At 68.3% G+C, this 20,341-nt stretch carries 18 protein-coding genes; 11 read left to right on the top strand and 7 right to left on the bottom strand.

The features are described 5' to 3' along the window. Positions 1-166 precede the first annotated feature (166 nt). From dnaK to ACZ5XO_RS00540, 4 genes are all read left to right on the top strand, one after another. Entirely contained in the window at positions 167-2,077 is a 1,911-nt protein-coding gene (gene dnaK / locus ACZ5XO_RS00525) for a molecular chaperone DnaK (protein WP_464163401.1), read from the top strand. A 185-nt stretch (positions 2,078-2,262) separates the two neighbouring features. Next, the gene (gene dnaJ, locus ACZ5XO_RS00530; RefSeq protein WP_464163402.1) at positions 2,263-3,468 is read left to right on the top strand and encodes a molecular chaperone DnaJ; all 1,206 of its coding nucleotides are present in this window, start codon (positions 2,263-2,265) and stop codon (positions 3,466-3,468) included. Further along, positions 3,465-4,214, top strand: a complete 750-nt coding sequence (gene dapB / locus ACZ5XO_RS00535; RefSeq protein WP_464163403.1) for a 4-hydroxy-tetrahydrodipicolinate reductase — start codon at positions 3,465-3,467, stop codon at positions 4,212-4,214. Before dnaJ ends, dapB begins: the two co-directional genes overlap by 4 nt. 5 nt (positions 4,215-4,219) lie before the next feature. Next, positions 4,220-5,131 (top strand): DMT family transporter, encoded by a 912-nt coding sequence (locus ACZ5XO_RS00540; protein ID WP_464163404.1) that lies wholly within the window; start codon positions 4,220-4,222, stop codon positions 5,129-5,131. Here the strand turns inward: ACZ5XO_RS00540 and ACZ5XO_RS00545 are convergent. Genes ACZ5XO_RS00545 through coaBC form a run of 3 tightly spaced genes read right to left on the bottom strand, consistent with a single transcriptional unit; the run spans position 5,062 to position 7,271 of the window. Further along, a complete protein-coding gene (locus ACZ5XO_RS00545) occupies positions 5,062-5,538 on the bottom strand; it encodes a BLUF domain-containing protein (protein ID WP_464163405.1) in 477 nt (158 codons plus the stop codon). The genes ACZ5XO_RS00540 and ACZ5XO_RS00545 overlap by 70 nt on opposite strands. Positions 5,539-5,585: 47 nt before the next feature. Continuing rightward, on the bottom strand, positions 5,586-6,035 hold the full coding sequence (gene dut / locus ACZ5XO_RS00550) for a dUTP diphosphatase (RefSeq protein ID WP_464163406.1): 450 nt from the start codon (positions 6,033-6,035) through the stop codon (positions 5,586-5,588). A 12-nt stretch (positions 6,036-6,047) separates the two neighbouring features. Beyond that, a complete protein-coding gene (gene coaBC, locus ACZ5XO_RS00555) occupies positions 6,048-7,271 on the bottom strand; it encodes a bifunctional phosphopantothenoylcysteine decarboxylase/phosphopantothenate--cysteine ligase CoaBC (RefSeq protein ID WP_464163407.1) in 1,224 nt (407 codons plus the stop codon). 132 nt (positions 7,272-7,403) lie between these two features. Here coaBC and ACZ5XO_RS00560 point away from each other — a divergent pair, with 132 nt between their 5' ends. Beyond that, on the top strand, positions 7,404-7,901 hold the full coding sequence (locus ACZ5XO_RS00560) for an S-type pyocin family protein (protein WP_464163408.1): 498 nt from the start codon (positions 7,404-7,406) through the stop codon (positions 7,899-7,901). Here the strand turns inward: ACZ5XO_RS00560 and ACZ5XO_RS00565 are convergent, their stop codons facing one another. Next, the gene (locus ACZ5XO_RS00565) at positions 7,902-8,765 is read right to left on the bottom strand and encodes a glutamate racemase (RefSeq protein WP_464163409.1); all 864 of its coding nucleotides are present in this window, start codon (positions 8,763-8,765) and stop codon (positions 7,902-7,904) included. 207 nt (positions 8,766-8,972) lie between these two features. Between ACZ5XO_RS00565 and ACZ5XO_RS00570 the strand changes: the two genes are divergently transcribed. Beyond that, complete coding sequence (locus tag ACZ5XO_RS00570) at positions 8,973-11,075, top strand: M3 family metallopeptidase (RefSeq protein WP_464163410.1); 2,103 nt, start codon at positions 8,973-8,975, stop codon at positions 11,073-11,075. Between the two features lie 193 nt (positions 11,076-11,268). Next, complete coding sequence (locus ACZ5XO_RS00575; RefSeq protein ID WP_464163411.1) at positions 11,269-12,234, top strand: magnesium and cobalt transport protein CorA; 966 nt, start codon at positions 11,269-11,271, stop codon at positions 12,232-12,234. Here ACZ5XO_RS00575 and ppc read toward each other — a convergent pair whose 3' ends face one another. Beyond that, entirely contained in the window at positions 12,235-14,931 is a 2,697-nt protein-coding gene (ppc, locus tag ACZ5XO_RS00580; RefSeq protein WP_464163412.1) for a phosphoenolpyruvate carboxylase, read from the bottom strand. It lies immediately after the preceding gene. Positions 14,932-15,308: 377 nt separating this feature from the next. Between ppc and ffh the strand changes: the two genes are divergently transcribed. The 4 genes from ffh (at position 15,309) to ACZ5XO_RS00600 (ending at position 18,834) form a co-directional block, all read left to right on the top strand. Beyond that, entirely contained in the window at positions 15,309-16,853 is a 1,545-nt protein-coding gene (ffh, locus tag ACZ5XO_RS00585) for a signal recognition particle protein (RefSeq protein ID WP_464163413.1), read from the top strand. Positions 16,854-16,880: 27 nt separating this feature from the next. Further along, positions 16,881-17,411, top strand: coding sequence for a 30S ribosomal protein S16 (rpsP, locus tag ACZ5XO_RS00590; RefSeq protein WP_464163414.1), 531 nt, complete (start codon positions 16,881-16,883; stop codon positions 17,409-17,411). A gap of 109 nt (positions 17,412-17,520) precedes the next feature. After that, on the top strand, positions 17,521-18,048 hold the full coding sequence (rimM, locus tag ACZ5XO_RS00595) for a ribosome maturation factor RimM (RefSeq protein ID WP_464163415.1): 528 nt from the start codon (positions 17,521-17,523) through the stop codon (positions 18,046-18,048). Between the two features lie 81 nt (positions 18,049-18,129). Continuing rightward, positions 18,130-18,834 carry a glutathione binding-like protein gene (locus ACZ5XO_RS00600; RefSeq protein ID WP_464163416.1) on the top strand — a complete coding sequence of 235 codons (705 nt, stop codon included), beginning with the start codon at positions 18,130-18,132 and terminating at the stop codon, positions 18,832-18,834. A 40-nt stretch (positions 18,835-18,874) separates the two neighbouring features. On the opposite strand, the gene ACZ5XO_RS00605 is transcribed toward ACZ5XO_RS00600, so the two are convergent. Beyond that, positions 18,875-19,048 carry a YegP family protein gene (locus ACZ5XO_RS00605; protein ID WP_114817138.1) on the bottom strand — a complete coding sequence of 58 codons (174 nt, stop codon included), beginning with the start codon at positions 19,046-19,048 and terminating at the stop codon, positions 18,875-18,877. Between the two features lie 89 nt (positions 19,049-19,137). Next, positions 19,138-20,310, bottom strand: coding sequence for a benzoate/H(+) symporter BenE family transporter (locus tag ACZ5XO_RS00610; RefSeq protein WP_464163417.1), 1,173 nt, complete (start codon positions 20,308-20,310; stop codon positions 19,138-19,140). Positions 20,311-20,341: the final 31 nt, after the last annotated feature.

Below are 20,341 nucleotides of genomic sequence, written 5' to 3' on the forward strand. Positions count from 1 at the left end.
GGCCAGTCTGGAAGAAACCCCGAAGTTGCTGGGGCTTTCGACCGCAACCATCCAACCCGCCCGACCGGATGACCGGAACGGCTTTCAGCCCAACTGGGGGCGGTCACGCGCGGCGCTTTTCGAAGGCCGCCGCATCGCCCGCCGCAAGGAGTGAAAAGACAAACTCATGGCCAAGATCATCGGCATCGACCTCGGCACGACCAATTCGTGCGTCGCCGTCATGGACGGCAAGAACCCCAAGGTCATCGAGAACGCCGAAGGCAACCGCACGACCCCGTCGGTCGTGGCGATCCAGGACAGCGGCGAAGTGCTCGTCGGCCAGCCTGCGCGTCGCCAGGCGGTCACCAACCCGACCAACACCTTCTTCGCCATCAAGCGCCTGATCGGCCGCAATTTCGATGACCCGGTGGTGGCCAAGGACAAGGGCATGGTGCCCTATGAGATCGTCAAGGGCCCGAACGGCGACGCCTGGGTGCGCGCCCACGGCAAGGACTATTCGCCGCAACAGGTCTCGGCCTTCACCCTCGGCAAGATGAAGGAGGCCGCTGAGGCCTACCTCGGCGAGACCGTGACCCAGGCCGTCATCACTGTTCCGGCCTATTTCAACGACGCCCAGCGTCAGGCGACCAAGGACGCCGGCAAGATCGCCGGCCTGGAAGTCCTGCGCATCATCAACGAGCCGACCGCGGCCGCCCTGGCCTATGGCCTGGAGAAGAACGACGGCCAGAAGATCGCCGTCTATGACCTGGGCGGCGGCACCTTCGACGTCTCGATCCTGGAGATCGGCGACGGCGTCTTCGAGGTGAAGTCGACCAACGGCGACACCTTCCTCGGCGGCGAGGACTTCGACCTGCGTCTGGTCGACTACCTGGCCGACGAGTTCAAGAAGGAGCAGGGCGTCGATCTGCGGACCGACAAGCTGGCCCTGCAACGCCTGAAGGAAGAGGCCGAGAAGGCCAAGAAGGAGCTGTCCTCGACGACCCAGTACGAGGTCAACCTGCCCTTCATCACCATGAACGCCTCGGGCCCGCTGCACCTGAACATCAAGCTGTCGCGCGCCAAGCTGGAAGCCCTGGTCGAAGACCTGATCACCCGCACCATCGAGCCCTGCAAGAAGGCCCTGGCCGACGCCGGTCTGAAGGCGGCGGACATCGACGAAGTCGTTCTGGTCGGCGGCATGACCCGCATGCCCGCCGTGCAGGAAGCCGTGAAGAAGTTCTTCGGCAAGGAGCCGCACAAGGGCGTGAACCCTGACGAGGTCGTGGCCCTGGGCGCCGCCGTTCAGGCCGGCGTTCTGCAAGGCGACGTCAAGGACGTGCTGCTGCTGGACGTGACCCCGCTGACCCTGGGCATCGAGACCCTGGGCGGCGTCTTCACGCCCCTGATCGAGCGTAACACGACCATCCCGACCAAGAAGGCCCAGGTCTTCTCGACCGCCGACGACAACCAGTCGGCCGTGACGATCCGGGTCTTCCAGGGCGAGCGCCCGATGGCCGCCGACAACAAGGTCCTGGGTCAGTTCGACCTGATGGGCATTCCGCCGGCGCCGCGCGGCATGCCGCAGATCGAGGTCGCTTTCGACATCGACGCCAACGGCATCGTCCACGTCACCGCCAAGGACAAGGCGACCAACAAGGAGCAGTCGATCCGCATCCAGGCCAACGGCGGCCTGTCGGACGCGGACATCGACAAGATGGTCAAGGAAGCCGAAGCCAACGCCGCCGCCGACAAGGTCCGCAAGGAACTGGTCGAGGCCGTCAACGGCGCCGACAGCCTGGTCCACTCGACCGAGAAGGCCCTGTCGGAGCATGGCGACAAGATCGACGACGCGACCAAGGCGACCATCCAGTCGGCTCTGGACGACCTGAAGTCGGCCAAGGAAGGCTCGGACCCGGAAGTCATCCGTGAGAAGACCAACACCCTGGCCCAGGCCTCGATGAAGCTGGGCGAGGCCATGTACGCCGCCCAGCAGGGCGCCGGTGAAGACGGCGCATCGGAGGCTCCGGCCGACGACGGCGTGGTCGACGCCGAGTTCGAGGAAGTCTCGGACGCCGACGACGACAAGAAGAACGCGTAACGAAACGCGACTGAAGACGACCGGCCCCGCTTGCCAGACGGCAGGCGGGGCCGTTTCATAAAACTTGCATCATTCGACCGGGCGCCCATGTCAGCAGGCATGGCCGTCGGGTCATCCGCGAACGCACGATCCTCGGCTTAACCGGGACGGCGGGCGCGACGGGAAAGTAAGAGGACGAACGCCTGATGGCGCAGCGTGACTATTACGAGATTCTGGGGGTCGAGCGGACCATCGACGCCGCCGGCCTGAAGTCGGCCTATCGCAAGCTGGCCATGATCCACCACCCGGACCGCAACGGCGGCTCGGAAGAATCCCTCGCCCAGTTCAAGGAGATCTCCGAGGCCTATACGGTGCTGTCGGACGATCAGAAGCGGGCCGCCTATGACCGGTTCGGTCATGCGGGCGTGAACGGCGGCGCCGGCGGCGGCGACCCGTTCGGACGCGGCGGCGGCCAGGGTTTCCACGACATCAACGACATCTTCTCCCAGGTCTTCGGCGACGCCTTCGGCGAGGCGTTCGGCGGCCGGGGCGGCGGGCGCCAGCAGGGCGGCCCGCGCCGCGGCTCGGACCTGCGTTACGACCTCGAGATCACCCTGGAGCAGGCCTACAAGGGCGCCGAGGTCGAGATCGCGGTGCCTACCACCATGACCTGCGAGGTCTGCGACGGCTCGGGCGCCAAGGTTGGGACCAAGCCGACCATCTGCTCCACCTGCGGCGGCGCCGGGCGCGTGCGCCAAGCCAACGGCTTCTTCCAGGTCGAGCGCACCTGCCCCCGCTGCGGCGGCTCGGGCGAGATGATCGCCGACCCCTGCACCGCCTGTCACGGCCACGGTCAGGTCCGCAAGAACCGTCAGCTGAGCCTCAAGATCCCCGCGGGCGTCGACGACGGTTCGCGCATCCGCCTGTCGGGCGAGGGCGAGGCGGGTCAGCGGGGCGGTCCGCGCGGCGACCTCTATGTCTTCCTGTCGGTCCATGACCACGAACTGTTCGAACGCGACAACCTGGACCTTCTGGTCACGGTGCCGGTGCCGATGACGGTGGCGGCGCTGGGCGGCGTGGTCGATGCGCCCTGCCTGGTGTCCGAGGCCTGCGACGGCAAGTGCAAGGCCACGGTCGAGGTGCCTGCGGGCGCCCAGACCGGCAAGACCGTCCGCATCAAGGGCAAGGGCATGCCCCACCTGAACGGCCGCCAGCGCGGCGACCTGGTGGTCGAGCTGTTCGTCGAGACCCCGACCGATCTGACACCGCGTCAGAAGGAGCTGATGCAGGAACTGGCCGCCTCGTTCGGCGAGAGCCAGAACCCGCGCAACACCAGCTTCGCCGGCAAGGCCAAGCGTTTCTGGGCCGACATCCTGGGCGGCGACGCCGACAATCCGAAAGAGACCGCGTGAGCGACATCTTCCACGCCGGCATCTCCGGCGCCCGGGGCCGCATGGGCCGCGCCGTTTCACAGGTTCTGGACGCCCGTGAGGACGTGGTGGTCGCCGCCCGTTTCGATCGCGGCGAGACGCCCGATCTGAACCTGTGCGACGTCATCATCGACTTCTCGACGCCCGAGGCCTCGGTCGATCTGGCCCGGGCCTGCGCCGCGCGCGGCGGCCCGGCCCTGGTCATCGGCTCCACCGGCCTGTCGCCGGAACAGGACGCGGCGCTGGAGGCGGCGGCGGAGAAGATCGCCATCGTGCGCAGCGGCAACTTCTCGCTGGGCCTCAACATCCTGATCGGTCTGGTCGAGCACGCGGCCCAGCGTCTGGACGGCCGCGACTGGGACATCGAGGTGCTGGAGACTCATCACCGGCGCAAGGTGGACGCCCCCTCGGGCACCGCCCTGATGCTGGGCGAGGCCGCCGCCAACGGCCGGGGTCGTGATCTGGAAGACCTGAAGACGGCCCCCTATGACGGCATCACCGGCCCGCGCGAGCCAGGCAAGATCGGTTTCGCCTCCCTGCGCGCCGGCGGCGTTATCGGCGAGCATACGGTGCTGTTCGGCTCGGACGACGAACTGCTGACCCTGTCGCACTCGGCCATCGATCGGTCGCTATTCGCCAAGGGCGCCGTGGCCGCCGCCGCCTGGGTGCGCAACCGCCGCCCCGGCCTCTATGACATGCAGGACGTCCTCGGCTTCCGTCAGGCCTGAGGCGGATGACCCGGCACGGCGCCAGTTACGGCATGACCCTGCGGGTCGCGTCGGCCCTCAGCTTCTCCCTGATGTACGCCCTGATGAAGTGGGCGGCGACGCTGGAGCCTGTCTCGGCGGGTGAGATGGTCTTCTACCGTTCGATCTTCGGCCTGCCGGTCGTGCTGTTCTGGGTTCTGAACAGCGGCGGCGGGTGGGCGGCGATCTCGACCCGACGCCCGCTGGTTCATCTCTGGCGTTGCGCCCTCGGCGTGACGGGGATCCTGCTGATCTTCCAGGGGTTGCGGCTTCTGCCCTTGGCCGACGCCACCACCATTGGCTTCACGGCGCCCATCTTCGCCACCCTGCTGTCCATCCTCGTCCTGAAGGAAAAGGTCGGACGCCATCGCTGGACGGCGGTGGTCGTGGGCTTCCTCGGAGTTCTGGTCATGGTGCGGCCCGGCGCCGAAGGGGCGCCGCCGCTTGCCGGATTGCTGTTCGCGCTCGGCGGCGCCTTCGTGGCCGCTTCGGTCACGGTCACCCTGCGCCAGCTGGGCAAGACGGAGAAGGCGACCGCCATCGTTTTCTGGTTCTTCGTCGCCTGCGCCCTGGCGGGCGGGGCGCTGGCCCTGATGGATGGCCATAGCCACACCTGGCCGGTCCTGGCCGTTCTGGCGGCCGGGGGGCTGGCGGGCGGGTTGGCCCAGCTGCTGATGACCAGCTCGCTGCAGCACGCCCCGGTTTCGGCCCTGGCGCCGCTGGACTATCTGCAGATGGTCGGGGCCGTGGTTCTGGGGTGGCTGTTGCTGCGTGACGCGCCGACGGCGGCGACTTTGGCGGGCGCCGCCCTGATCGCGGGCAGCGGTCTTTACACCGCCTGGCGCGAGCGCGTGCTGAGACGCGAGATCACGCCGCCCTCGTCCAACGCCTCGGTCTGAGGCGACGCCGCCGCAAGACAGCCTGCCATGGCCTGTCGCCACAGATCCAGGCGGGACGAGCGCCCGGCGATGAGGGCGTCCAGCGCGACGGCTGTCGAGGGGGCGTTTCGAGGCGCGATCATGCCCCAGATCGGGAAGGCGCGACGGGCGATGCGTTCGCGCGCCAGCACGACGATGTCGTCATGTCGCTGATCGAAATGCAGATGCAGCATCAGGATGTCGAGCGCGGTCGGACTGCCTTCCAGCAACTGGATGAAAACCCCGTCCCTGAGGGCCAGGGCGCCGGTGATGCCGACCTGGGCGTTGCGAAAGGCCGAGACGTGAACGATGTCAGCGACCTGCTCGTCAGCCTGCTCCGGCGCCAGTCGGGCGCGGCTGCAGTAGACGAGCTGGTCCAGGGTGTTCATGCCGCCATGCTAGATTGAACGCGGATATCCCGTAAAGCGAGGTTTCGTCAGCGCCCGGTCGAGCCGAAGCCGCCGGCGCCGCGCGCGGTTTCATCCAGGGCCTCGACCTCGGCCATGACGGCCTGGGCGTAGGGCGCAATCACCATCTGGGCGATGCGCTCGCCGCGCTTGATCTCGAAGGCGATCTGGCCGTGGTTGATCAGGATGACCCCGACCTCGCCGCGATAGTCGCTGTCGATGGTGCCGGGCGAGTTCAGGCAGGTGACGCCGTGCTTCAGGGCCAGGCCCGAGCGCGGGCGCACCTGGGCCTCATAGCCGGGCTCCAGGGCGATCTTCAGGCCCGTCGGGATCAGCCTGCGTTCGCCGGGGGCCAGGACGACCGGCTCGAACTCCGGCAGGGCGGCGCGCAGGTCCATGCCCGCCGATCCCGTCGTCTCATAGGCGGGCAGGGCCAGACCCTCGGCGTGGGGCAGGCGTTCGACGCGGACGGTGGTCATCAGTTCAGTCTCTCAGGCCTTGAAGTGATCGGCGATGCGGTGGGCGAGCTTCCTCGCCACCTCGGTCTTGGACTGGCGCGGCCAGGGCTCAGCGCCGCCCTGGGTGAACAGGGTCACGGCGTTGCCGTCCGAGCCGAAGACCTCGCCCGAGACGTCGTTGCCGACGATCCAGTCGCAGCCCTTTCGTGACAGCTTGGCGCGGGCGTTGGCCTCCAGGTCGCTGGTCTCGGCGGCGAAGCCGACCACCAGCCTGGGACGTTTCGGTCCGGGGGCGGAGACGCCCGCGAGAATGTCGGGGTTCTCGATCAGGGCCAGGGAGGGCGGTCCGCCCGGCTTCTTCTTGATCTTGCCCGAGGCGACGCCGTCCACGCGCCAGTCGGCGACGGCGGCGCTCATGACCGCAATGTCGGCGGGAAGGCGGGCCTCGACAGCGGCCTTCATTTCGGTCGCGGCCTCGACCCAGACGCGGGTGACGCCGACCGGGGCGTCCAGCGCGACCGGGCCGGAGATCAGGGTCACCTCGGCCCCCAGTTCAGCCAGGGCGGCGGCCACGGCGTAGCCCTGCTTGCCGCTGGAGCGGTTGGTCAGGCCGCGCACCGGGTCGATGGGCTCGAAGGTCGGTCCGGCGGTGACGACGGCGGTCCTGCCGGCCAGGGGGCGGCCGTCGGGTCCGGCCAGCAGGCGGGCGATCTCGTCGAAGATGGCGGCCGGTTCGGCCATGCGGCCGGGCCCGAACTCGCCGCAGGCCATGACCCCGTCGTCGGGTCCCACTACGGCCGCGCCGTGGAAGCCGTCGAAGCTTTTCAGCCGCGCGACATTGGCCTGAACCGCCGGGTGCAGCCACATGCGCACGTTCATGGCCGGGGCCAGCAGCACCTTCTTGTCAGTGGCCAGAAGCGTGGTTGAGGCCAGGTCGTCGGCCAGACCATTCGCCGCCTTGGCGATCAGGCCCGCCGTCGCCGGCGCCACCACCACCAGGTCGGCCCAGCGCGACAGTTCGATATGGCCCATGGCCGTCTCGTCCTCGGGCATGAACAGGTCCTGGCGCACCGGATGGCCGGTCAGGGCCGCCAGGGACATGGGGGTGACGAACTCGGCCCCTGCCCTGGTCAGCACGGTCATCACCTCGGCGTCGGCCTTCCTGAGCAGGCGGATCAGCTCCAGCGCCTTGTAGGCGGCGATGCCGCCGCCGACGATCAGCAGGACCTTGCGGCCCGAAAGCGAGGATGCGGTCATGGGAGAATCTCTAGCGGCGCCCGGTGACGGCGTCGAGACAGCCTCGCTTCAAACACAAATGTGAATAGGAACATTGCAAGAACGCTTGCGGTGTGCATATCTGTGGTTGTCGAACTGTCCTGGGAGGGGATCATGCGACTTCAGGTAGCGGCGGCGGGTCTGGCGGCCTTGGTCCTCGCAAGCTGCGACAGCGGCGGCTCGGCGGTCGAGACGCGAGAGCGCGCGACGATCGAACCTGTGGCGCTGAGTTCGTCAGCGACGGAGACGCCTGAGGTTGAAGAGGCGGCTGAGGCCAGACCGCCGGTCACGGCGAACCGGCGTGAAACCGCCGACGCCAAGGTGCAGCGCCTGTTCGAACGTAACGGCGCCGCTTTCGGGGCCAGGTCGGCGGAGGATTATCTGAGCAAGGTGCGAGCCTTCACCGAGGCGTCGCCGCGTGGAACCGAGACGGTCAAGCGCCCGAACGGCGACACCCTCTACTACCAGGCCTCGACCAACACCTTCGCCGTGACGGACCGCAACGGCGTGCCGCGCACCATGTTCAAGCCGGACGACGGCCCGACCTATTGGGCCCAGCAAAAGGAGCGGGCGCCGACTTTCGGCCAGCGCCGCTCAACCCCGTCCGAGTAATCAGGCGGCGTCGAAGGTCAGGGGGGCGCCCCAGAAGCGGGCGATCAGGTCCGACTGCGGGCCCGGCGTGCCGGTGGTCAGGAAGTCGCGACGGCCGGACGAGCCGAGCTCGTATTCCGGATGGCGCGCGAAGTAGCGCTCCAGGGAGTCGGCCACGGCGGCCGGCTGGCTGATGACCTGGACGCCGGCGGGCAGGGCGTCGGCGAATAGGTCGGCGACGATTTCGTAGTGGGTGCAGCCCAGGATGGCCTTGTCCGGGTGGCGGCCGATGCGGCGGCGCAGGGCGTCGACATGGTCGTCGACCACCACCTTCAGTTCCTCGGTCGGGGCGCCCAGTTCGATCAGGCCAGCCAGGCCGGGGCAGGGCTCGGTGAAGACGGCCAGGTCTTCGCGGCGCTTGTCGATCTCGATCTCATACACCCGGCTCATGGCCGTGGCGGCGGTGCAGAAGACGCCGGTGACGTCGATCGCCTGCTTTTTCTCGCCTTCCAGCCGTCCGTTGCGCTCGGCCTCATAGGACCAGGGCAGGCCGGTGGCCGCCTCGATGGTCGGGACGATGATGCCCAGGACGTTGACCGGGCGGCCCAGCTTTTCGCGCATCCCCGGAATCCAGGTCTGCTGCAGGCGGCGCAGCGCAATGGCCGAGGCTGTGTTGCAGGCCAGGACCACGACCGAGGCGCCGGCCTCGAACAGGCGCTCGCATCCGGCGCGCGTCAGCGCGACGATGTCCTCGCCGCCACGCCCGCCATAGGGGGCGTGGGCCTGGTCGCCCAGATAGATGAAGTCCCGCGTCGGAAAGCGGGTCGTGAGTTCGCGGTGGACCGTCAGTCCGCCCACGCCGGAGTCGAAAACGCCTATCGCCATGCAGCGGCCTTTAGACCCGTGGGGTTCCGTCGTCCAATGGTTAGGATTACATCGGCTTCATGTGACGGCCCGGCCAAGCGCGCCTAGGGTCGCGCGAACACGAAAAAAGGTTGGGAGACCTGGATGCACAGACGCCATCTTCTCATCGGGGGCGCGAGCCTCTTCGCCCTGTCGGGCTGCGCCTCCGCTGGCGCTCTGGAGAACGGAATGACGGGACCGACCGCCGCTTCCCTGTCGACCGCTGACGAGGCGCGCATCGCCCGCGCCGTCCTGCCGACGACCGCGCCGCGCGCCGAGCTGCTGCAGCCCTGGACCGGCCCCTATGAGGGCGTGCCCCCGTGGGACAAGGTGACCGCGCCCAAGATGCGCGAAGCCGTCCTGGAAGGCATCGAGCTGCAGCGCGCCGATATCGCCGCGATCGCGAACAACGCCGAGGCCCCGACCTTCGCCAACACCCTGGTGGCGATGGAGCTGGTCGGCGAGCCGCTGGATCGCGCCATCAACGTCTTCAGCGTCATGACGTCGAACATCGGCGGCGACGCGTGGGACGTGCTGGAGGTCGAGCTGTCGCCGATCCTCTCGGCCGCCGGCGACGAGATCATCTTCAACGAAAAGCTGTTCCAGCGTATTCGCGCGGTGGCCGACGGCGCTGATGCGGCGGGTCTGAACGCCCAGCAGAAGCGTCTGGCCGAGCGCAGCCGCGACAGCTTCATCCGCAACGGCGCCGCCCTGGATGCCGCCGGCAAGGCCGAGCTGGGCCGCATCAACACCGCCCTGTCGAACGCCTTCACCGGCTTCGGTCAGAAGGTGGTGGCCGACGAGAACACCTGGACGGTCATCGCCGACGAGGCCGGCCTGAAGGGTCTGCCGGACTCGAACAAGGCCGCCGCCGCCGCCGCCGCCCGTTCGCGCAACGTCCAGGGCTGGGCCATCGTCAACACGCGCTCCAGCGTCGATCCCTTCCTGACCTTCGCCGACGATCGCGCCCTGCGCGAGCAGGTGTGGAAGAAGTTCGTCAAGCGCGGCGACAACGGCGACGCCAACGACACCAAGTCGACCATCGCCCAGATTGTCGCCCTGCGTCAGCAGCGCGCCCGCCTGCTGGGCTTCGGCAATCACGCCGACTGGCGCATGCAGGACACCATGGCCAAGACCCCGGCCGCGGCCATGGAGCTGATGCAGCGCGTCTGGGCCCCGGCCAAGGCCCGCGTCGCCGAGGAGGTCGCCGACATGAAGGCGATCGCCGGTTACGACATCGAGCCCTGGGACTACCTCTACTTCGCCGAGAAGGTCCGCAAGGCCAAGTACGACCTCGACCAGAACGAGCTGAAGCCCTACTTCGAGCTGCACGCGGTGCGCGCGGCATCCTTCTACATGGCCGAGCGCCTGTACGGCTTCGTGTTCAAGCCTCTGGCCAAGGGAACCGTCTCGACCTTCGAACCGGACGTGACCACCTATGAGGTCACCGACAAGGCCACCGGCAAGCTGATCGGCCTCTATTACGCCGACGATTTCGCCCGTCCGGGCAAGCGTTCGGGCGCCTGGATGACGACCTACCGGTCGTTCTCGCAACTGACGGGTTCGAAGCCGATCCTGGCCTCGAACAACAACAACTTCGTCAAGGCGCCGGAAGGCCAGCCCCTGCTGATCTCGCTGGACGACGCCGAGACCCTGTTCCACGAGTTCGGCCACGCCCTGCACTACTTCTCGTCGGTGGTGACCTATCCGTCGTTCGGCAACACGCCGCGCGACTTCGTGGAATATCCGTCGCAGGTGCACGAGCACTGGGTGCTGAGCCGTCCGATCCTCGACGGCTACATGAAGCACGTCGAGACCAAGCAGCCGATGCCGCAGGCGCTGGTGGACAAGATCGAGGCTTCCTCGACCTTCAACCAGGGCTACGCCACCGTCAGCTACCTGTCCTCGGCCCTGGTCGATATGGATCTGCACACCCAGGCGACGCCGCCGACCGACATCGCGGCCTTCGAAAAGGCCTCGCTGGACCGTCTCGGCATGCCCAAGGAGATCGTGATGCGGCACCGCCTGCCGCAGTTCAACCACCTCTTCACCTCGGACGCCTATTCGGCCGGCTACTACTCCTACCTGTGGTCGGAAGTGATGGACGCCGACACCTGGGCCTACTTCGAGGAGTCGGGCGACGTCTTCAATCCGGACATCGGCGGCCGCTTCAAGTCGATCATCCTGGCGCCGGGCAACACCACGGATCGCGGCGACGCCTATCGCCAGTTCCGCGGCCGCAACCCCGATGTGGCGGCCCTGCTGAAGGTGCGTGGCTTCCCGACTTCCTAAGAAGTGGGCCTACCGCCCTTCGGGCTACTTGAGGCCCGTTGAGCGCTAAAATTGGAAGGGCCCGGCAGAGCAATCCGCCGGGCCCTTTTCTATTCGCGCTGAGGTGGCGTAAGCCTTGGCTGTGTCATAGGCCGCGTCGGGTCGAGAAGGCGGAGCCTTCTGATCGCGGCTCAACAGGAATGAGGTTCCCCGCATGAGCGTCGTCGCCTCCTACGTCTACAAGGACGGCCAGCGGGTGCGCGAGGCGCCGCTGACGGATCAGGGCCTGACCCTGGGCAAGGGCGAGTATCTGTGGATCGGCCTGCACGAGCCGACGGGCGAGGAGACGGACACCCTGGTGCGGCGCTTCAACCTGCACCCCCTGGCGGTCGAGGACGCCATGACGGCGCACCAGATCCCCAAGCTGGAGGTCTATGGCTCCGAGCTCTTCATCGTCGCCCGCACCGCCCAGGCCGAGGGCGACCACATCGTCTATGGCGAGACCCATATCTTCATCGGGCCCAACTACGTCATCACCATCCGCCATGGCTCGGCGCGCGGCCACACCCAGCTGCGCGCCCAGCTGGAGGCCTCGCCCCAGCAGTTGAAGCACGGGCCGGACTTCATCCTGCACGGGGTGCTGGACTTCATCGTCGACGGCTACATCCCCATCATCGACGCCATCGAGGACAAGGTGCTGGAGATGGAGCAGGTGGCGCTGGACAGCTTCCTGTCGCGCGACGACATCACCCGCCTCTTCCTGTTGCGGCGCGAGCTGCTGAAGTTCAGCCGCATCCTGGGGCCGATGGAGGAGGTGGCGGTCAAGCTGCAGTCGCTGGACCTGCCCTGCATCGACCGCGAGGTCCGGCCCTATTTCCGCGACGTGGCCGACCATGTGCGGCGCGTCGCCAGCCGGGCGGGCGTGCTGCGGGACATCCTGGCCTCGGTGTTCGAGGCCTCCAACCTGCTGGAACAGCAGCGGCAGGGCGTCATCACCCGCAAGCTGGCGGCCTGGGCCGCCATCCTGGCCACGCCGACGGCCGTAGCCGGCATCTACGGCATGAATTTCGAACACATGCCGGAGCTGCGCTGGGTCTATGGCTACCCGGCGGTGATGGGGCTGATCCTCGTCATCTGCCTAGGGCTCTACGTCACCTTCAAGCGCTCGAAGTGGCTGTGATCAGCCGCTGTTCCTGAGGCCCGCCGCCACGCCGTTGATGGCCAGAAGGATGCCGTTGCGCACGCGCGGATCGTCGTCGCCGGCGCGGCGGCGGCGGATCAGCTCGATCTGGACGTGGTTCAGCGGCTCGACATAGGGCATGCGCTGGCGGATCAGCCGGTCCAGCTCGGGTTGCCCCCCCAGCAGGTCGTCGTGCCCGGTGATCGACAGGACGGCGGCCTTCGTGCGCTCCCATTCCTTGAGGATCTCGCCGTAGATGCGCTCGGCCAGAGCCGCGTCGGGGACCAGTCCGGCGTAGCGGCGGGCGATGGCCATGTCGGCCTTGGCCATGACCATCTCCATGTTCTGCACCACGGTGCGGAAGAAGGGCCAGGCGGCGGTCATGTCGCGCAGTTCGGCCGGGTCTTCGCCCTGGACCGCCGAGCCGAAGCCGAACCAGCCGGGCAACATGACCCGCGACTGCGACCAGCTGAAGACCCAGGGAATGGCGCGCAGGTCCTCGATGGCGGTGGAGGTCGAGCGGCTGGCCGGGCGCGAGCCGATCTTCAGGTCGGCGATCTCGGCGATGGGGGTGGCGGCGCGGAAATAGTCGACGAAGCCAGGCGTCTCATAGACGAGGGCGCGATAGGCCTTCATTGAGGTCGCCGACAGGCGGGCCGCCGTGGCCCCGTGTTCGGCGCTGTAACCGCCGTCGGTCTGCGGCCCCAGGGAGGCCAGAAGCGTCCCGCAGGTCAGGGCGTCGAGGTTGCGCTGCGCCACCTCCGGCTCGCCGTACTTGTTGGCGATGACCTCGCCCTGTTCTGTGACGCGGATGCGGCCCGCGACGGTGCCCGCCGGCTGGCCCAGGACGGCGGAGAAGCTGGAGCCGCCGCCGCGACCGACCGCGCCGCCGCGGCCGTGGAACAACTGCAGGCGCACCCCCGCCGCGCGCGTCACCTCCAGCAGGGCGCGCGAGGCCTCGTGCAGCTCCCAGCCCGAGGTCAGGTAGGAGCCGTCCTTGTTGCTGTCGGAATAGCCGATCATGACCTCTTGCACCCCGCGCGCAGTCGCCACGGCGCGGGCCGAGGGCTCGGCCAGGACGCGCTCCAGCGTCGGCTGCGAGGCGCGCAGATCCTCGATGGTCTCGAACAGGGGGGCGGCCTGGATGGGGCAGGCGGCGGGATCGGCGGGGTCGTAGAGGCCGACCTCCTTGAGCAGCAGATAGACCTCCAGCATGTCCGAGGCCGCGTCGGTCTTGGACACGATATGGGTGCGGATGGCCTGGGGACCGAAGGCGGCCAAGGCCTGCGCCGCCGCCTGCAGGATGGCGCGTTCCTTCAGCGTCTCGGGCGCGTAGTCGGCGTAGGGCGAGAAGAGGGGGCGCGGACCCGCCAGTTCGCGCGCCAGCATGGTCAGGCGCGCCTCCTCGTCCAGGGCGGCGTAGTCGGGGCAGACGCCCGCCACCTTCAGCAGGTCGGTGACGACGCGTTCGTGGACGTCGGAGTTCTGGCGCAGGTCCAGCGTCGCCATGTGGAAACCGAAGACGTCCGCCGCCGTGATCAGCCGCGCCAGCCGGTCGTCGGCGAAGACGGCGCCGTGGGTGCGGATCAGGCTGTCGTGCAGCACGGCCAGATCGGCGCGGAAGGCGTCGGGTCCCTCATAGGCCGGGGCCTCGAAGGCGGCGGGCAGGGGGGCGGGGCCGCCGGTCAGGGCCAGATGGGTGGCCGACAGTCGGGCGTAGATGCGGCTCAGCGCCCGACGATAGGGCTCGTCCGCGCGCTGGATCGAGGCGTCGGCCGAGCTTTCGGCCAGGGCCGCCAGTTCGGGGGTGACGGCGGTCAGGTCGGCGGACAGGCTGAGCTCTTCGCCCAGGGCGTTCACCTCTTCCAGATAGAAGCGCAGCACGGCGCGCGCCTGGGTGCGGAAGGCGGCGGCCAGAACCTCGGCGTCGACATTGGGGTTGCCGTCGCGATCGCCGCCGACCCAGGTGCCGATGCGCAGGAAGGGCGGCAGGTCGGGCGCGTCCAGCAGGGCGCGCCACTCGGCCAGCTGGGCCGGGGCGACATGCAGGAATATCCGCTGCAGCCAGTCGGTGACGGTGTTGATCTCGTCCTGCACCACCAGGCCGGAGGCGCGGGTCAGGCGGGTGGCCCACAGGATGACGATCTGGCGGCGCAGGGCCGCCTTCAGCGCCGTAGGCGAACAGGCGATCCCGTCGCGGTCGCAGCCGTCCAGCAGGGCGCCGACGGCGGCGATGCGGTCGATCACGCTCTTGCGGCGCACTTCGGACGGGTGGGCGGTCAGGACGGGCGAGATCAGGGCCTGGGACAGCAGATCGCGCACCGCCGTCCTGTCCACGCCCGCCGCATCCAGCCGCTTCAGCGCGCCCTCGGGCGTATCGGCGCGCTCGCCGGCCTCGGCCTGATCGCGGGCTCGGCGCTTTCCGGCCCGATCCTCGGCGACATTGGCCAGCAGGGAGAAGGCGGCGAAACCGTGGGTCAGGCCGATGGCCTGGTCCAGCGACAGATCCTTGAGCAGGGCCTCCAGCTTGGACGCGTCGTGCGAGGCCGGGTTGCGGTGATAGGCCACCGAGGCCTGACGCACCGCCTCGATCCGGTCGTAGAGTTCCTGTCCGCCCTCGTCGCGGATCACCTCGCCGAGCAGGGCGCCCAGCAGGCGAACCTCGTCGCGCAGTCGGTCGTCGGCGGCCTGGATCATCACATTGTCCTTCAGCGGGGAGGCTGGAAGCGGAACCGTATCAGCGGAATCCGAACGGGCTAGTCCCCATGGTCAACGCTGAAACCCTTTGTGTGGTTGAGGGCGGGGAGAGGCGGGAGTCGACATTTGCTTGTGGATGCTCCATAAGCCGCCGCTTCCGGCGCAATTGAACCTGCGCCTCCTCCGGTACGACAGCTTTCCTTGGTCGTGCTACCGCGCTGAGCGCTGCTTGAGCACAGCCCATACGGGCTCAGGCAGGCCGACCGGCCGATAGCCCCCAAAGAAAGAACGAGCCCGGCGAGGACCCTCTGCCGACGTGATCGTCGCCAGAGGCCGTTTCTCTATGGAGGTCAGGGTTCGCGCATGAAAGGTATTGAATGTTCGAGGCTCTGAACGAGCGGCTGACAGGCGTATTCGACCGGATCACCGGTCGCGGCGCCCTGTCCGAAAAGGATGTCGAGGAAGCGCTGCGCGAAGTCCGCGTCGCCCTGCTCGAGGCCGATGTCGCCCTGCCGGTGGTCAAGGACTTCATCAGCCGCGCCAAGGAACAGGCGACCGGCGAAGAGGTCATCCGTTCGGTCAAGCCGGCCGATCAGGTGGTCAAGATCGTCTATGACGGTCTGGTCGAGATGCTGGGCGGCGAAGAGCCGGTCCCGCTGAACACCAACGCCGCCCCGCCCGCCGTCGTCCTGATGGCCGGCCTGCAGGGCTCGGGCAAGACCACGACCTCGGCCAAGCTGGCGCTGCGGCTGACCAAGTTCGATCGCAAGAAGGTCATGATGGCCTCGCTGGACACGCGTCGTCCGGCGGCCATGGAGCAGCTGGCGACCCTGGGTCAGCAGATCGAGGTCGCGACCCTGCCCATCGTGGCGGGTGAGAGCGCGGTCCAGATCACCCGCCGCGCCCTGCAATCGGCCAAGCTGCAGGGCTTCGACGTCCTGATCCTCGACACCGCCGGCCGCATCACGCTGGACGAGGCCCTGATGAACGAGGTGGCCGAGGTCGCCTCGATCGCCAAGCCGGTCGAGACCCTGCTGGTCGCCGACAGCCTGACGGGTCAGGACGCGGTTCGCACCGCCGCCGCCTTCCACGAGCGCCTGCCGCTGACCGGCCTGGTGCTGACCCGCGCCGACGGCGACGGCCGCGGCGGCGCCATGCTGTCGATGCGCGCCGTCACAGGCCTGCCGATCAAATATCTGGGCGCCGGTGAAAAGGTCGACGCCCTCGACGTCTTCGACGCCCGCCGCGTCGCCGGCCGCATCCTGGGGCAGGGCGACATCGTCGCCCTGGTCGAAAAGGCCGCGACCGAGCTGGATCAGGCCAAGGCCGAGAAGATGGCCCGCAAGCTGGCCAAGGGTCAGTTCGATCTGGACGATCTGGCCGCCCAGCTGCAGCAGATGAAGAAGATGGGCGGGCTGCAGGGCATCATGGGCATGCTGCCCGGCGTGGCCAAGCTGAAGGCCCAGATGGCCGACAGCAACGTCAACGACAAGATGATCGCCCGCCAGGAAGCCATCATCAGCTCCATGACCAAGGCCGAGCGCAAGAAGCCCGACCTGCTGAACGCCAGCCGCAAGAAGCGCGTCGCCGCCGGCGCCGGCGTCGAGGTTCAGGACATCAACCGCCTGCTGAAGCAGCACCGGCAGATGGCCGACATGGTCAAGTCGCTGTCCAAGGGCGGCGGCAAGAACCTGCAGAAGATGGCCGCCATGATGGGCGGTCTCGGCGGAGGCGGGGGAATGCCCGGCCTTCCCGGCATGGGCGGCCCCGACATGGCTCGCCTCAAGGCCCTGGGGGGCGGCAAGATGCCGGAACCCAGCGCCGACGAAATGAAAGCCATCCAGGACCGGCTCGCCGGACTGGGCGGCGGACAACTTCCGGGGGGCCTTCCGGGCCTGCCGGGCTTCCCGAAAAAGAACTGATTTCGATTTTCTAGAAAGAGACTGAAAATGCTGAAGATTCGTCTGGCCCGCGGTGGCGCCAAGAAGCGCCCCTACTACTACATCGTCGTGGCTGACTCGCACGCTCCGCGCGACGGCAAGTTCATCGAGCGCGTCGGCAGCTACAACCCGATGCTGCCCAAGGACAGCGCCCAGCCGCGCGTCACCCTGAAGGCTGACCGCATCGCCGAGTGGCTCGGCAAGGGCGCCCAGCCGACCGACCGCGTCGCCCGCTTCATCAGCCAGTCGCAGGACGAAGTCCTGGTCGGCAAGGTCCAGTGGACGCAGGGTAACAACCCGAACAAGGGCGCTCCGGGCAAGAAGGCCCAGGAACGCGCCGCCGAGCGCGCCCAGCGCGAAGCCGACCGTCTGGAAGCTGAAGCCGCCGCCAAGGTCGAGGCTGCCGAAGCCGCCGCCCGCGCCAAGGAAGAAGCCGCCGCTGCTGCTGAAGCCGCCAAGAACGCCCCGGCTGCTGAAGAAGCCCCGGCTGAAGCCGCTGCTGAAGAAGCTCCGGCCGCCGAAGAAAACGCCGAGGGCTAAACCCTTCGGCTTCCCGGTTCCGACCGGGATGCGGAAATGGAAAGCAGCGTCCGATCCCGGGCGCTGCTTTTCTGCTATCTGGCGCTGACAATTACGAACGGAGCCTGCGATGAGCGGTGCTGAAAAACTGATCCTCGTCGGCCAGATCGGCGGCGCCTTCGGCGTGAAGGGCGAGGTGCGGATCACCGCCTTCACCGCTGACCCCATGGCTCTGATGGCCTATCAGCCCCTGCTGAAGGCGGACGGGACCCCGGCCCTGACTCTGCTCTCGGCGCGCCCGGACAAGGCGGGCGTGGTGGCCAGGGTCAAGGAGATCACCGTCAAGGAACAGGCTGACGCCCTGCGCGGCCAGAAGCTGTTCGTGCCGCGCGACCGCCTGCCCGAGCCGGACGAGGATGAGTTCTATCTGACGGATCTGGTCGGTCTGGAGGCCCGCGACCTGGACGACACCGTGGTCGGCACGGTCAAGTCGGTGCAGAATTTCGGCGCCTCGGACATGCTGGAGATCGCGCCCAAGGAAGGCGGGCCGACCTGGTACCTGCCCTTCACCCGCGAGGCGGCGCCGGATCTGCGCATCTCAGAGGGCTGGCTGCGCATCGTGCGCCCGACCGAGGTGGACGAGCGCGACGAGGCCTGATCGACCGCCACCGACACGGTGGCTATTGCGACGGGCGATCCGGCTTCCAACATGGAAGGTTCAACCCTCCCGGAGCGCCCCATGGCCGACCTGTCCGCCTTTCCGATCACCCGCCAGTATCCTGCGCAGCATCCCGACCGGCTGCAGCTCTATTCCCTGCCCACGCCCAATGGGGTGAAGGTCTCCATCCTGCTGGAGGAGCTGAGTCTGGCCTATGAGCCGCACCTGGTCGACATCGGCAAGAACGAGACCTGGACGCCCGACTATCTGTCGCTGAACCCCAACGGCAAGATCCCGGCCATCATCGACCCCGACGGTCCGGGCGGCAAACCCCTGCCCCTGTTCGAATCCGGGGCCATCCTGGTCTATCTGGCGGAGAAGACGGGGCGCTTCCTGCCGGCCGATCCGGCCGCGCGCTACGAGACCCTGCAGTGGGTCTTCTTCCAGATGGCCGCGATTGGTCCGATGTTCGGACAGGTCGGCTTCTTCCACAAGTTCGCCGGTCGGGACTACGAGGACAAGCGTCCGCGCGACCGCTACGTCGCCGAGTCCCGGCGTCTGCTGGGGGTGCTGGAGGGGCGACTGGAGGGCCGGGACTGGATCATGGGCGAGGACTACACCATCGCCGACATCGCCAGCCTGGGCTGGGTGCGCAACCTGATCGGCTTCTATGAGGCGGGCGATCTGGTCGGGTTTTCCGACTTCCCGCGCGTGGCCGCCTGGCTGGAACGGGGTCTGGCGCGGCCGGCGGTGCAGCGGGGTCTGAACATCCCGGCGCGGCCTTAAGAGAGGTAGCGGGGGCGCGGACGCCGCGCCCCCGCGAAACTCAGACTTCTTCGGTCGGGGCGTCGCCGACGTGCTTCTTGATCGACTCGATGGCGCGTTTGGCGCCCGACTTGTCGGAATAGCCCTCGGTCGAGAAGATGATCTCGGAGTTGTACTTGAACCGGACGCGGAATTCGCCCGCCTTGTCCTGATAGACTTCAAACTTGTGCGCCATGATCGCCTCGTTCTGTGGCCGCCAGTCGGCCAAGTGTCAGGCTGTCACAGTCCCGCTGGGGACGAAAGGGCGAGAAATGTAAAACCGGGTCAGGCTCTGGCGCGGATCCAGCGTCGCGCCGCCAGGGCGATGAAGCCGACCGCCAGCCCCCAGAAGGCCGAGCCGACCCCGAACAGGGCGACGCCGGACGCCGTGGCGGCGAAGGTCAGCACCGCCGCCTCGCGGTCCTCGGTCACGCCCATCATGCCGGTCAGCGACCCCGTCAGCGGGGCGATCAGGGCCAGGCCGGTGATGACCGCCAGCGCCCCCGTGGGCATGGCGATGAACAGGCCCGCCAGCGGCGCCGCGAACAGGGCGACGACCAGATAGATCAGGCCGTAGATCACGCCGACGGTCCAGCGCCGATCCTGATCGGGGTGGGCTTCGGGCCCGGTGCAGATGGCGGCGGTGATGGCGGCCAGATTGACGCCGTGGGCGCCGAAGGGGGCCAGAAGCGTGCTGGTCAGTCCGCCCCAGAAGATCAGCTTTCCGGCGGGCGGGGCGTAGCCGGCGGCCCTCAGCACCACCAGGCCGGGCAGGTTCTGCGACGCCAGGGTCACCAGGTAGAGGGGCAGGGCCAGGCTGATCGCCGCCTTCCAGTCAAAGGCGGGCATGACCGGCGACAGCTGGCCGAACAGGCCGGTTCCGGCGGGCAGGCCGACCTGACCGCGCAGGGCCAGGGCCGCGAAGGCCGCGACCAGAACCGCGGGGAGGGCCCAGGCGGCGGCGACGCGGCGCATGATCAGAAAGACCGCCAGCAGGCCCGCCGCCAGCGCCATATCGGTCGGGAAGACCAGAAAAAGCTTGAGGCAGAAGGGCAGCAGCACCCCCGCCAGCATGGCCGAGGCGACGGCCGCCGGAATGCGCTCGGCCAGCCGTCCCAGGGCCGGGACCAGCCCCGTCAGCACCATCAGGAGCCCGGCGATGACGAAGGCGCCGACGGCGGTGCTCCAGCCCAGTCCCAGCGTCGAGGCGGCCAGCAGGGCGGCGCCCGGCGTCGACCAGGCCAGGACGACCGGCATCTTCAGCCGCCAGCTGAGCACCGCGCCGGGCAGGCCGATGCCGAGGCACAGCGCCGTGACCATGGAGATGATCTGGGCGGGCGAGGCCCCCAGCGTCTGTCCCGCCTGAACGATCAGGGCGACCGTGCCGCCAAAGCCGATGACGGTCGCTACGGCGGCGGCGGAGAAGCTGGCGGGGGGAGGCAGGCGCGACGAACTCATATGGTCAGGCTAGGCCGGGCGACGGCGCCCT

It is taken from the genome of Brevundimonas sp. T2-11, assembly GCF_055397675.1.